At 66.4% G+C, this 13477-nt stretch carries 13 protein-coding genes; 8 read left to right on the forward strand and 5 right to left on the reverse strand.

Translation table 11 applies throughout. From position 1 onward, the window contains the following. The 3 genes from B0T44_RS24935 to B0T44_RS24945 all read left to right on the forward strand — a co-directional run. A partial coding sequence (locus B0T44_RS24935; RefSeq protein WP_217808776.1) for a class I adenylate-forming enzyme family protein occupies positions 1-1681 on the forward strand: 1681 nt, incomplete at its 5' end. Positions 1682-2046: 365 nt separating this feature from the next. After that, positions 2047-2949: a cytochrome P450 gene (locus B0T44_RS27345; protein ID WP_176219240.1), complete on the forward strand. Its 903-nt coding sequence runs from the start codon at positions 2047-2049 to the stop codon at positions 2947-2949. Positions 2950-3231: 282 nt separating this feature from the next. Further along, entirely contained in the window at positions 3232-4548 is a 1317-nt protein-coding gene (locus tag B0T44_RS24945) for an ABC transporter substrate-binding protein (protein ID WP_077120995.1), read from the forward strand. Here the strand turns inward: B0T44_RS24945 and B0T44_RS24950 are convergent. Then, positions 4542-5237 carry a TetR/AcrR family transcriptional regulator gene (locus B0T44_RS24950; RefSeq protein WP_077120966.1) on the reverse strand — a complete coding sequence of 232 codons (696 nt, stop codon included), beginning with the start codon at positions 5235-5237 and terminating at the stop codon, positions 4542-4544. The genes B0T44_RS24945 and B0T44_RS24950 overlap by 7 nt on opposite strands. Positions 5238-5294: 57 nt before the next feature. After that, entirely contained in the window at positions 5295-5996 is a 702-nt protein-coding gene (locus tag B0T44_RS24955) for a MerR family transcriptional regulator (RefSeq protein ID WP_077120968.1), read from the reverse strand. Between the two features lie 104 nt (positions 5997-6100). Between B0T44_RS24955 and B0T44_RS24960 the strand changes: the two genes are divergently transcribed. Further along, a complete protein-coding gene (locus B0T44_RS24960) occupies positions 6101-7831 on the forward strand; it encodes a GMC oxidoreductase (protein WP_077120970.1) in 1731 nt (576 codons plus the stop codon). A gap of 32 nt (positions 7832-7863) precedes the next feature. Here the strand turns inward: B0T44_RS24960 and B0T44_RS24965 are convergent, their stop codons facing one another. Continuing rightward, complete coding sequence (locus tag B0T44_RS24965) at positions 7864-8670, reverse strand: acyl-CoA thioesterase (RefSeq protein ID WP_077120972.1); 807 nt, start codon at positions 8668-8670, stop codon at positions 7864-7866. Positions 8671-8753: 83 nt separating this feature from the next. Here B0T44_RS24965 and B0T44_RS24970 point away from each other — a divergent pair, with 83 nt between their 5' ends. Then, positions 8754-9341: a TetR/AcrR family transcriptional regulator gene (locus tag B0T44_RS24970; RefSeq protein WP_077120974.1), complete on the forward strand. Its 588-nt coding sequence runs from the start codon at positions 8754-8756 to the stop codon at positions 9339-9341. A gap of 7 nt (positions 9342-9348) precedes the next feature. On the opposite strand, the gene B0T44_RS24975 is transcribed toward B0T44_RS24970, so the two are convergent. Then, positions 9349-9990: a hypothetical protein gene (locus tag B0T44_RS24975; protein WP_077120997.1), complete on the reverse strand. Its 642-nt coding sequence runs from the start codon at positions 9988-9990 to the stop codon at positions 9349-9351. Between the two features lie 109 nt (positions 9991-10099). Between B0T44_RS24975 and B0T44_RS24980 the strand changes: the two genes are divergently transcribed. Further along, positions 10100-11686 (forward strand): GMC family oxidoreductase, encoded by a 1587-nt coding sequence (locus tag B0T44_RS24980; RefSeq protein WP_077120977.1) that lies wholly within the window; start codon positions 10100-10102, stop codon positions 11684-11686. 31 nt (positions 11687-11717) lie between these two features. On the opposite strand, the gene B0T44_RS24985 is transcribed toward B0T44_RS24980, so the two are convergent. After that, on the reverse strand, positions 11718-12065 hold the full coding sequence (locus B0T44_RS24985; RefSeq protein ID WP_077120979.1) for a DoxX family protein: 348 nt from the start codon (positions 12063-12065) through the stop codon (positions 11718-11720). 78 nt (positions 12066-12143) lie between these two features. On the opposite strand from B0T44_RS24985, the gene B0T44_RS24990 reads away from it, so the two are divergent. Together B0T44_RS24990 and B0T44_RS24995 are read left to right on the forward strand one after the other, a co-directional pair. Further along, positions 12144-13013, forward strand: coding sequence for a sigma-70 family RNA polymerase sigma factor (locus B0T44_RS24990; protein WP_077120981.1), 870 nt, complete (start codon positions 12144-12146; stop codon positions 13011-13013). A 54-nt stretch (positions 13014-13067) separates the two neighbouring features. After that, positions 13068-13477: hypothetical protein (locus tag B0T44_RS24995; protein WP_217697560.1), on the forward strand; the 410-nt coding region annotated here is incomplete at its 3' end.

The raw sequence follows: 13477 nt of genomic DNA on the forward strand, positions 1-13477 counted from the left end.
TGCCGGAAGCGCCATTCCGGTGGATTGGGAGCCACAAATGAACGATGGGGATACCGACCGCTGCGAACGGGTGGATGTCACTACCCTCGGAGATCTGCTGGACCGCCGAGCTCATGCACACCCCGACCGGATCGCACTGTCCTTCCCTGATAGTGAGACCACCTACGCGCAACTCGCCGCCCGCGCCGATTCCCTCGCCCGGGCAATGCTGGCCGCGGGCATCGACTCCGGCGATACCGTCGGGATCCTACTTCCGAACTGTCCGGACTCGATCGCTGTGCTGTTCGCAGTCGCGCAGATCGGAGCCGTGCCTGTCCCGGTCAACGGGCGATTCAAAGAACACGAACTGGCACAGGTGGTCACGCTCTCCCGGATGTGTCTGCTGTTCGTTCATCCATCGACTCCGCTCCCCGATTCGGTCATCGCACGGGCAACCGCTCTGCGACAGGTGGTCGTACTCGGCGCCGATCTCACCCCTGAGGGTGCGGTGGCCGAACGCGACTTCCTCGCCGCATCGTCCGACGTCACGGCAGAACACGTACACGAACGCCGAGAGCTGGTCCGCGTACGCGATACCGCGATGGTCATGTATACGTCCGGGACTTCGGCGAGTCCGAAGGGGGCCATGATCAGCCATGAAGCACTGATCCGTTTCGCTGTGGGCGTCACCCGCAACCGTCTTTTCCTCACCGAGAACGATCGCGTCTGGACTCCGCTGCCGCTGTTCCACATCGGCGCGGTGGCTTTCGCCATCGCAACCATCTACGCCGGCTGCCGCTACTGCCATGTCGGGTTCTACCAGCCCGATACTGCGCTGAACCAACTGGAGGAGCAGCGCTGCACAGTCGCCCTTCCTGGATTCGAGACAGTCTGGCTACCCGTATTGAACCGACCCGATTTCGCCCGCCGAGACCTGTCCGCTCTTCGGCTCGTTATGGCTGTTGGTGTTCCGGAACGCTTGCGCGATATGGCCGCTCGCCTGCCTCATGCAGTTCAGGTTTCGTGTTTCGGCATGACCGAAGCGTCCTCGTTCCTGTCGCTGAGCAAGCAGACCGACACACATGAACAGCGGATGACCACCGGTGGGCATCCACTACCCGGTATGCAGTGTCGGGTAGTGGACCCCGAGACCGGACGTGACGTCCCACCGGGCACCGAAGGCGAACTGCTGTTCCGCGGTACGAATTGTTTCGACGGATATCTCCACGATCCGGAACTGACCGCCCGCTGCTTCGACGAGCAAGGCTGGTTCCACACCGGCGATGTCGCGGTGATGGATACCGACGGACGGGTCACCTTCGTCAGCCGGCTCAAGGACATGCTCAAGGTAGGCGGTGAGAACGTGTCCGCGGTCGAGGTAGAGGACTATCTGTTGCGGCATCCCGCCGTACATATCGCGCAGGTTGTCGGCGCGCCGGACGCCTACTACGTGGAGGTCCCCGCCGCCTATATCGAACTGAAGCCCGATGCCACGGCCACCGAGCAGGAGATCATCGAATTCTGCCTGGGCAATATCGCCACATACCGAGTGCCCCGGTACGTCCGATTCGTCGAGGAATGGCCGATGTCGGGCACGAAGATCAAGAAGTACGTGCTGCGCGATCGGATCAAGGCCGAACTCGCGGAAGCGAATATCACACAGGCCCCCAAGTTGCGCCCGGCACGGGAGATGCAGGCATGAGCGGCAAGCCGCAAGCCATCGCCCGACTGTACCGGAACTCACTCCGACTGAAAGCCTCCGCCGCCCTGGGCGATCCCGTGGCAGCTGTCATGAACCTCCCCCGGGGAGCCGCCGGCTACACAGCGTATGAACGAGTCCGCTCGCATGGTCCGCTACTGCGCGGCCGCAGCGGACTGCACATGTCGGCCACCTACTCGGTATGTAATGAGATACTGCGCGACAATCGGTTCAAAGCGGCGCCGACCTCGGCCGTACGATTGAAGCTTGGTCCACTTCCCGGCCGGCGAGCCGATTTCCTGGTACACCCGCTCGACGATTCGCTCGCCTCGGCGAACCCGCCGGAGCACACAAGGCTACGCAAAATCGTGGCCCCGCTGTTCGGGGCCGCACGCATCCGAGAGCGGCGCATTTTCGTCGAGGAGCTCGTGGAACGGCAACTGGACCAGCTGGACCGGGACGAGCCAGTGGATCTGATCGCCGAATTCGCCTTGCGCATACCCAGCCTGGTGATAGCCGAACTGCTCGGCCTGCCCCCGGACGACCATGAGCTCTTCGCTCGTTGGGGTATCGAATTCGGCGCGACAGTCGATGGCGCACGTGGTGTACGCGACCGACGCCGCACCCACATTCTGCTCGCCGAACTGACGGACTATTTCGTCGCGGTCACCGAACAGCGTAGACGCGAACCCGGTGACGACTTGATCACTGCGCTGATCGGGGCGGCGGACGAGGGCGCGATGACCGAGGCGGGGCTGGTGTCCACCTGTCAGGCACTGCTGATCGGCGGCTTCGTGACCACGGCCAATATCATCGGCAACGCTGTCACCGCGTTCTCGCGCTTCCCGGAGCAGCGCGAGATCTTCACAGAAGACCTCGACAAGGCCGGACAGGTAGTGGAGGAGACGTTGCGGTGGGAAGCACCAGCCCAGTACAGCGTGCGAGTAGCGGGCGAAGCAATGGAACTGGCCGGAAAAGAAATCGAGAAAGGCACGCCCGTGGTTGCACTGCTGGCGGCGGCGAATCGCGACCCGGATGTCTTCTCCGAGCCTGCCCGGTTCGATATCGAGCGGTCGAACGCGCGCGAACACCTGTCCTTCGCGGCAGGCGTGCATTATTGCCTGGGCGCGGGATTGGCCCGAATGGAGGGCGAGATCGCGTTGCGTGGCCTTTATCGTCGGTATCCCCGGCTTCGTACGGTCGGACCGGCCACATACTGCCCGTCCCGAGTCATTCGTGGTCCCCAACTCCTTCCGGTACGCATCCGTTGACAGAAACCGGCGGGCGAGCAACAGAGCGACTGCCCTGCAACACCATTTGCAACCTGCTGGCCCTGGTGGAGGACGCAAGCTGTGTGGAAGCAGGTACTGTCTCCGCCACACGCGGCGGGGAGTAGCGCTGATGCCCAGCAACGCCATCATGCGGGCTCTGCAGATCGCCGAGGAACTGCTGCAACCGCTTCGTTGCGAACGCTACAGTTCCTCCAGCCACTCGCCGTGTATGTCGGTGTCCGGTTGCGGACCGGGCGGGTGGTGCGAAAGGTGAACGTGGAAATGAGCGCATCGGCGGGCTCGCGCCGGCGGCGGGCACGGGGTGTGCTGGCCGCGGCTGTTGTGGGAGTGCTACTGGTTTCGGGGTGTTCGGGGGCGGACGGGGGTTCCGGTGTCGGGCCCGGCGTAACCAGTGAACCGTGCCCGCAGGCGGTGGACGAAAGCAAGGGCTGCATTTATTTGGGGGTGTTGTCGGATCTGGGCGGCGGGCCGTTCGAGGCGCTGGGGCGGGCGCTGCAGGACGGGCAGCGCACGTTCTGGGATCAGGTGAATCGCAGCGGCGGAATCGGCGGCAAATACGAGGTCGACAACACGACCTATGTGGAGAACACCTCCTATGACCCGGTTCGGCACGGGCCTGCCTACGAGAAGGTGGAGCCGCATGTGCTGGCATTCGCGATGAGTCTGGGGTCTTCACAGACCCAGTCGATTCTGCCGCGGATGGACCAGGCGAATGTGTTCACCGGCGCGGGGACCCTGTGGTCGGGGTGGCAGTACGCGCAGACCGATCGTGGGCTGGTGCTCGAGATCGGCTATTCCTACTGCACCGAGGCGATCATCGGCTTGGACTGGTTGGCCGAAAGGTACGGGCGGCCGCAGCGGATCGGCATCGTGACGTATTCAGGCAATTACGGCGAGGATTATGCGGCGGGGGCGCGGAAATGGGCGCTGGCCAACAACGTGGCAGTGACCGCGGATATCCGGACCGCGACCAACCGGGAAATCGGAAACCAGGATTTGGCGGTGCAGCAACTGCTGGCCGATCCGCCGAACGCGGTGGTGTTGGCGACAGGGCCTGGCGAGACCGGCGAGATCGTCGGCAGATTGGTGGAAGGCGGGTATCCGGGGCGCTTCCTGGGTTCGCTGCCGACCTGGAACGCGGCGTTGCTGCAAACTCCGGCGGGCCCGGCGTTGGCGGCTCGGTATGCCACGACCTCACCGGTCGACGGTTGGGATGGGGTGAGCGCGGGCGCAGGGCGTGCGCGGGCGGCGGCGACAGGAGATCCGGCGAACCTGGGCTTCAACTGGGGATGGGCACTGTCCTATCCCTTGCATGCGGCCTTGACAGAGGCGGTCGAGGAGGGGAAGTTGAACCGCGCCGGGGTGCGCGCGGTGATAGCGGACGGTCTGTCAGTGGATTTCGAGGGAATGCTGGGGGCACGTGATTACGGATCGCTGACGTCGAACCCGCACAGTCATCGGGCGGTCGTCGGCGTGCCGGATGCGTCGGCGCCGACGGGGTTGCGGACAGTGGCGACCGATTATCACGGTCCGACGCAGGAGCGGGTGCGGTTGCCCGAGCCGTGTATTCGTTACTGATCCGCGCCCAGTAGGGCGAGTACGGCGTCGAGGTGCAGGTCGAACACTTCGGTGCGGTCGGTGAAGGTGTCGGCGCCGTACATGTCGAAGACGTCGAAGTTGACCGCACCGAAGAGGGTGCACCAGACGGTGAGGCCGCGGGCGAGGAGCCAGTCGGGGATGTCGACGCCGAATTCGGCGCGGACGCGGGCGAAGTCGGCGACGAGCGGTCCGGTGGGCTCGGCCGATGCGGTGGGTGTGGTGAGCAGGTTGCGCTGGTGGGCCTGTTCGAACAGGCGCAGCAGGGTCGCGATGACGCGGGTGCCGGGGGCGACGGTGTGTTCGGCGGGGGCGGTGTATCCGGGGACAGGGGTGCCGAAGAGCAGTCCGTACCAGGCGGGTTCGGTCAGCGCCCAGTCGCGGATGGCGTGTGCGGTGGTGCGCAGCCGGTGGAGAGGATCGTCCGGGGCGGTGGCCAGTGCGGTGTCGACGGCGTCGGCGAGGTTGTCGTAGCCGTCCACGACGAGCATGGTGAGCAGTTCGTCGCGGCTGCGGACGTACCGGTAGACGGCGGATGAGACGACGCCCAGGTCGCGGGCGACAGCGCGGAGGGACAGTGCGGCGGCACCGTCGGTGGCGAGGTGTTCGCGGGCGATGCGTTTGATGTCGGTGATCGTTTGGGCGCGGGCGCGAGCGCGGGGGGTGCTCATGGGGCTACTGTCACCGATTTACGAGAGCGCTGTCAACGATAGTGAATGGTGCTCACCTCAGGCGTGTGGGCCGACCGAGCTGGAGGCGGCGCGTTCGTCGAGTTCCCGGGCGGCGCGTTCGATTTCGTCGGCCAGAGTGGCCCCACCCACTTCGCGGGCGGCAGCACGTAGCCGGTCACGGAATCTGCTCAGGTCGCCGCTGATTTCCTGGCCGCCGTAGCTGGTGCCTACAGCGTCACGGAAAGCGCGGACGATATCGTCGGCGAGTTCGGCGATGCGGTGGCGGATCATAATGCGCAGTTCACGGCTGAGCGCGATATCGGTGCCGATGTCGTAGAGGATGAGGGCGCCGGTGAGCATGGGCTGGTCGGGGATATGCCACTGGTCGCCGCGGCGTTCGAGGTATTGGGCGGTGATGAGTTCGTCGAGGATTTCGGGGCGGCGGTCACCGAGGAGCTCGGTCAGGGCGTCGTCGTCGATGGTGGTGCCCTCGACGGGCGTGCGCGGGTCGAAGAGGGTGCGCCAGTCCGCGGGGGGCGGGGCGTCGGTGGCGAAGATTTCGCCGATGGCGTCCAGACGCAGGCCGCGGGCCTGCATGGCGGCGATATCGCGGAGGCGTTCGAGATGTTGGTCGTCATAGACCACGGCTTTGCCCGCGCGCCCGGGTTTGGGCAGTAGGCCGAGTGAATGGTAGTAGCGGATGGTCCGTGCCGGGACGCCGCTGCGTTCGGCGAGCTGGGTTCGACTATAGCGGGGCACGCGAACAGCATAGATACCGAGCCGGAACCTTACGTTGACAGTTCATACTGTCGCCGTTAGCGTAACCGGCGTCACCGTCGACACCTTGATTCGAGGAGTTCCCCATGTCCCAGCACGAAACGGATTTCGACGTGCTCATCGTCGGTTCGGGGTTCGGGGGCAGCGTGACCGCGCTGCGATTGGTGGAGAAGGGGTACCGGGTCGGGGTGCTCGAGGCGGGTAGGCGTTTTGCCGACGACGAGCTGCCCAAGACCAGCTGGGATCTGCGCAAGTTCCTGTGGGCGCCAAAGCTGGGATGCTACGGCATCCAGCGCATTCATCCGCTGCGCAATGTGCTGATCCTCGGCGGCGCCGGGGTGGGCGGCGGGTCATTGAACTACGCGAACACGCTGTACGTGCCGCCTGAGCCGTTCTTCTCCGACGCGCAGTGGCGCGAGATCACCGACTGGCGCGACGAGCTGAGCCCGTACTACGAGCAGGCGCAGAAGATGCTGGGCGTGGTGACCAACCCGCATATGACGCCGGCCGACGAGGTCTTCAAACAGGTCGCCGAGGATATGGGCGTCGGCGGTACGTTCGTGCAGACGCCGGTCGGGGTGTTCTTCGGTGAGCCGGGCAAAACAGTGGACGACCCGTACTTCGGGGGTGTGGGCCCGCAGCGCACCGGGTGTGTGGAATGCGGCGACTGCATGGTCGGCTGCAAGTACGGTGCGAAGAACACCCTCGTCAAGAACTACCTGTACCTGGCCGAGCAGGCCGGGGCGAAGGTCATCCCGATGAGCACGGCGACCGAGTTGCGCCCGCGCAACGACGGCAGCTGGCAGGTGACGACGGTGCGTACCGGCGCCTGGTTCCGTAAGAGCCCCACCACCTACACCGCTGATCGGGTGGTGCTGGCGGCCGGGACACTGGGCACCCAGCGGTTGCTGCACGCGATGCGGGATCGAGGTGTGCTGCCGGAGCTTTCGGATCGGCTCGGCGTGCTGACGCGCACCAATTCCGAATCGATCGTCGGCGCAGCGACCAAAAAGGTGACGCCGGGCGTCGACTTCACCACGGGGGTGGCGATCACGTCGTCGATCCACCCCACGCCCGACACCCATATCGAGCCGGTGCGCTACGGCAAGGGATCGAATTCGATGGGGATGCTGCAAACGTTGATGGTCGACGGCGGCGGGAAGATCCCGCGATGGCTGCGCTTCCTCGGTATCGCGCTGCGGCATCCGTTGACGCTGCTGGGGTTCCTGAGCGTGCGCAACTGGAGTGAGCGGACCATCATTTCGCTGGTCATGCAGCATCTGGACAATTCGATCACCACCTACACCAAGCGTGGCCTGTTCGGTAGGAAGCTGACCAGCAAACAGGGCCACGGCCAGCCGAACCCGACGTGGATCCCTGCGGGCAACGATGTGACGCGGCGGGTGGCCGACAAGATCGGCGGCGTCGCGGGCGGCACCTGGGGTGAGGTGTTCAATATCCCGTTGACCGCGCATTTCCTGGGCGGGGCTGCTATCGGGGCGGACTCGGATTCGGGTGTGATCGACGCCTATCACCGGGTGTTCGGGTACCCGACCCTGAGTGTGGTCGACGGTGCGGCGGTATCGGCGAACCTGGGCGTGAATCCGTCGCTGACGATCGCCGCGCAGGCCGAGCGGGCGGCGGCCTACTGGCCGAACAAGGGTGAGGTCGACAACCGCCCCCCGCAGGGTGAGCCGTATCGGCGGATCGCGCCGGTCGAGCCGCGTCAGCCGGTGGTGCCCGCTTCGGCGCCTACCGCATTGCGGTTGCCCACGTTCCCGGCTCGCGCCGCCGAGGGCGATACCGCCGCGAGCTGAGTCCACTCCCCAGCCCGCCGCAGCCGCTCGGGTCAGTCCTTGAAGTACACCAGCTGGTGGCTGGTGGCCAGCAGGCTGCCGTCGCGGCTCCACAGCTGGGCGGCCTGATCGAAGTACCCGCGAGTGAAACGGTGGGCGCGCGCGGTTCCCAGGACATGGTCGGCGCCGACCGCGTCGAGCTGTTCGGCGGTGGCGTGGAAGTACACGGTGAGTGAGACGGTGCCTGCGGCCATGTAGCGGCCGCGGCGCAGGAACACCCGGGGGTAGAAAACATCGGTCATGGCGGTCAGCGACGGGAAGTCCAGGGGCCGGGCCGGAGTGTCACGAACCCACACGGTGCTGGTCGATTCCGGACACTCCCCGGAATCCTGTCCTGGTATTGCGCCCTCGACGAACCGCATGTCGTAGTTGCGGGCCCAGGCGATGAAGTCGGGCAGTCCTTGCGCAGGAAGGTCCTCGGGGTCGGGTGCCGCGGGCATGGTGAGCTCGGTGTCGGCCCAGGTGTCGCGGCGGGTGCCGAAGACCGCGGTAGCGCTGGTGGTGACGGTTCCGTCCTGGACGAGTTCGAGCTGCCAGTGCTGGTTGGTGCGCAGGATGCGGCTCGTGATCTCGAATTCGCCGTCGGCGATGGGGCCCGCATAGTTGACGGTGAGGGCGAGCGGATTGCCGAGCCGGTCGGGGTGCTGCTCGATGACGCGCACGAGAGTAGCTGCGGTCATGCCGCCGAAGGGGCCGACCATGTTCGCGTACTCCGGCTGTGTGCGCCCCTTGAGCGGTTCGCCCGAGGTGAGGGTGAGGGCGGCATCGAATGGGTGCGGTGGCGCAACGATTTCGGTCATGTCGACTCCTGAATAGGGGATTTCCGGCATCCGCCGTTCCTAAGTATGACACCATACATAGGAACTGAGCGGAAAGGTGGATCATGGCGAGACCGAAGAACACGGCCGGGCCCCGCGCGGCGATGATCGACAGCGCGATCGACCTGATCCGGCGCCGCGGCGTGGCCGCGACCTCGTTCAGTGATGTGCTGGCCGACAGCGGCGCGCCCCGCGGTTCGGTGTATCACCACTTCCCCGGCGGGAAATCCCAGTTGGTCACCGAAGCCACGCGCAGCGCCGCCGACCGGCTCGACACCGCGGTGCGCAAGGTGCTCGAGGCCTCCGACACTCCCGGCGCGTTGCGGGCCCTGGTGCAAATATGGCGGCGCGGACTGGACGCAGGCGACTATGCGGTCGGTTGCCCGATCGTCGCAGCGGCGCTGGGCACAGAGCAGGGCGCGCGTGAAGTGGCGGGGGCGACCTTCGAGTCGTGGTGCGAGCTGATCGCGGGCAAACTCGTTGCCGACGGGACCGAGCCACCGAAGGCGCGGGCGCTGGCAGTGCTGATCGTCAGCGCCCTCGAAGGGGCGCTCGTGCTGGCGCAGGCGCAGCACAGCGGGGAACCGTTGGACACGGTCGCCGCTGAGCTCACCGCGCTGTGCCCGCAACCGGGCCGAAACCGGGCGGGATGATCGCGGCTTACGTCTGGACCGGGCGGGTTTTGATCGCGTCGCGGGAGATGAACACGTTGTACTCCCCTGGTGCTGCGATAACGGCGTTGCCGTAGGCGGAGCGGACGAACGGGTCGGTGAACCAGCGGCCGTCGGACATCTCGGCGAAGAAGTCGCGGTCGCTGCCGCCGAGGAAGATGTGGTTCTGGTCGGTGGCGACACCGTCGAGGCGTTGTCCGTAGAGGCGGGTCAATTTGTATCCGGAGTGGAAACCGAGGGCGTTCACCCACGGTTCCAGTTCGACGATATTGGCTTGCAACACCCACAGGTCGCCTTCCACCTCGTGGCTGCTGCGCTGTTCGGTGCCGTCGTCACCGTAGATGGTGAGCTCGACATCGAGCCGATGCTTCTGCCCGGCGACCGGCGTCGCGGTGATATGCGCGGCTTTGATCTCTCCGCTCAATCCGAGGTAGGTCTGGGTGAGCGTGGCCACCCACAGCAGGACGACCGCCACGAGCAACAGCGCCAGCCCACCTGCGCCGCGACCGAGCAGCACACGCAGGCCGGTCTTGCGTACTTTCACCAACGCCGAAATCACCAGTGCCAGCGCGACGACGATCACCACGATCAGACCGGTCTGCAGCACCCCGAAGTCCACCGGGAAACTCATCTGCTGATTTATACCCATCTTCGGGGTGGTGATCCGGGTGAACCGGTCGAATACGCCCCCGGAACCGGCGTTTGCTCGTATCTTGGCGATACAGGATGGGAGAGAGACAGTGGGCACAGACCAGGTAGCTGCGGATTATGTGATCGTCGGAGCGGGTTCGGCGGGTGCGGTGCTGGCGAACCGGCTCAGTGACGACCCCGACCGGACGGTGGTGTTGCTGGAGGCGGGCCCGCCGGACAAGAGCAGGTTCGCACGTATACCTGCGGCGTTCGCGAAACTGTTCCGCACCGAACTGGATTGGGACTATCTCACCGAACCGCAACCGCAGCTCGACGGCAGGCAGATCTACTGGCCGCGCGGCAAGATGTTCGGCGGGTCCTCGTCGATGAACGCGATGATGTGGGTGCGCGGTTTCCAAGCCGACTACGAGGAATGGGCGCAGGCCGCCGGTGCGGAATGGGGTTTCGAGAACGCGGTGCGCCAGTTCCGGCGTATCGAGCGGGTGCAGGACGCACAGTATCCCGATGAAGGTTCCGACGGGCCGCTGCTGATCTCGCATCAGCGCAGTCCGCGTGCCTCGACCGCCGCCTACCTCCAAGCGGTCACCGAATGCGGGTACACCGTCGAGCCACCGAACCGTCCGCTGCCGCAAGGGTTCACGCAGACGATGGTGACCCAGCGCAACGGGCAGCGCTGGAGCACCGCCGACGCCTATCTGCGGCCTGCGTTGCGCAGGCCCAACCTGACAGTGCTGGCCGAGGCGACCGCCACCCGGGTGCTGTTCGACGGTGACCGCGCCACCGGCGTCGAGTTCCGCCAGGGCGCGGCCACCCGGACGGTGACCGCGCGCCGTGAAGTGCTGCTGTGCGGGGGCGCGATCAACAGCCCGCAACTGTTGATGCTCTCCGGTATCGGTGACCGTGACGAACTCGCCCGCCACGGCATCGACGTCGTGCACCACGCACCCGAGGTGGGGGCCAACCTGCAGGATCATCTGGTGGCCGGGCTGGGCTACTGCGTGGAATCCGATTCGCTGTACGCGGCGGAGAAACCGGGGCAGCTGCTGAACTATCTGCTGCGGAAACGCGGCATGCTCACCTCCAATGTCGGGGAAGCCTACGGTTTCGTGCGCAGTGCGCCGGAGCTCGAATTGCCGGATCTGGAGCTGGTGTACGCTCCCGCCCCGTTCTATTACGAGGGGCTACAAGACCCGACCGAACACGGGGTGATCCTGGCGTCGGTCCTGCTGCGCCCCCACAGTCGCGGCCGTATCACGCTGGCCTCGGCCGATCCCCTGGCGAAACCGGTCATCGATCCGCGCTACCTGTCCGACGAGGCGGGCGCGGACCGAGCAGCGATGCGGGCCGGGTTGCGAATGTGCGCCGAACTGGCCGAAGCACCGTCGCTGAAAGCGGTTCTCGGCCGGCTGTGCTATCCCCCGGACGCGCCCGCCGATGATCTGGACGCCACCATCGATCGTGCGCTCAACGGGTTCTCGCACACCCTGTATCACCCCGCGGGCACGTGCCGAATGGGATCGGACGCCGCGAGCGTGGTGGACCCGAAGCTTCGGGTACGTGGCGTGCGAGGGCTGCGGGTGGCGGACGCGTCGGTGATGCCGGTGCTGGTGCGCGGGCATACGCACGCACCGAGTGTGTTCATCGGCGAACAGGCCGCCGAGTTCATCGACGGGTGAGCGACGGCTGCTGCGGCGTTGCGGCGGCAGGTCAGGCGTAACCGAAGAGCGCGAGAGATCCGGCTGCCAGCGCCAGGTACGGCAGCGGGTAGCGCAGGTGGGAATACCAGCGTGCCCGCGCCACCGTCGCCACCGCGCCGGCGAAGTACAACACCAGCCCGGCCGCGGCGGCGAAGGCGAGGGGCGGGAAGGCCAGCCCCGCGAGCAGGCCGACCGCTCCGGCCGCCTTGATCAGCGCCAACGGTGTCAGGGTCCAGTCCGGCAGCCCGTAGCGGCGCATGTTCTCGCGCACCCAATCAGCGCGGACGACGTCGAGCAATGCCGCCGCGGCCGCCGCGACAGCGGCGAGTACCGTGACGATCACGTAGACGGTGGACATAGTGGATCGTTTCCTTCCCGGTCTGATTCTGTGTAGGGCTCTCCTCTGTTAGACGGATGACGACAGGAGAAGGTGACGATGAACGACGAGGCCGTGCTGGAGCAGTTCGCCACACGACGCCCTGCTCTGCATGCACTCGCCTGCCGGCTGCTGGGTTCGACCGGCGAGGCCGACGACGCGGTGCAGGAGGCGTGGCTACGGGTCGCGGTCGCCGACACGCGCGCTGTCCGCAACCCGCAAGCGTGGCTGACGACGGTCGTCTCACGTATCTGCCTGGATATGTTGCGATCACGGGCCGTCCGGCGCGAATATTCCCTCGATCAGCTCACCGGACTCGACGAACAGGACCACAGCGACCCTGAGCGCGACGCGGTACTGGTCGATGCCGTGGGCCGCGCGCTGCTGGTCGTACTCGACACCCTCGGCCCCGAGGAACGGGTCGCTTTTGTGCTGCACGACCTGTTCGCGGTGCCGTTCGCGCAGATCGCACCCATCATCGGACGCACTCCCGGGACCGCGAAGAAACTCGCGAGCCGGGCCCGGCTGCGAGCGCGCGGCGACACCGCGAGACCCGCGGCCGGTCTCACCGCCGAACGCGAAGTGGTTTCGGCGTTCCTGGCAGCGGCGCGCGGTGGTGATCTGGCAGAACTGCTGGCGGTGCTGGCCCCGGACGTGGTGCGCACCGCCGATACGGCCGCCCTGCCCGCCGGGGTGGCCACCGTGGTGCGCGGGGCGCGGGCGGTGGCCGAAGAGACCGTGCTGCTGCGGGCACGGTCGCAGGTGGCGGTGCCGATGCTGGTCGACGGCCGGGTCGGGATCGTAGTCGCGCCGGGAGGTCGGGCGGTATCGGTTCTGGCTGTAACCGTGCGCGAGCAACGCGTCGCCGCCTACGAGGTGATCGCGGACCCGCGACGCCTCGCCCAGCTCCGGCTGGCGCCCCTCCCGTAGGTACCGGGGGATAGGGGCTGGCGTGGTGCAGTGCTCGGGCCTCACGATAGTGCGATGGTCGAGAGCGAGAGCAACCCGAATCGTGTCGAATGGCATGAGCTGCCGCAGCAACTTCGGCGCGAGATCGAACACCGGCTCGGCGCGCGGATCCGTTCAGCAGTGACACAACCGGGCGGTTTCAGCCACGGTATGGCCGCGCGCCTGTCCTCGGACGACGGCCGAACCGTCTTCGCGAAGGCGATCGACAGCCACACCCCACTGGCCGAGATGTACCGGGCCGAGGCAGCGACCGCGGCAGCATTACCGCCCACCGTCCCAGTACCTGCGCTGCGTTTCACCCTCGATACCCACGGCTGGTTCGTCATGGTGTTCGACGACATCGAGGGCCGGATGCCCCGGTTCGACCGGCCTGCCGAGCTGGCTGCCGTGCTCACCACGGTCGACCGCCTGGCGCGTGCCCTGAC

The organism is Nocardia donostiensis, assembly GCF_002081715.1.
Lineage (GTDB): Bacteria > Actinomycetota > Actinomycetes > Mycobacteriales > Mycobacteriaceae > Nocardia > Nocardia donostiensis.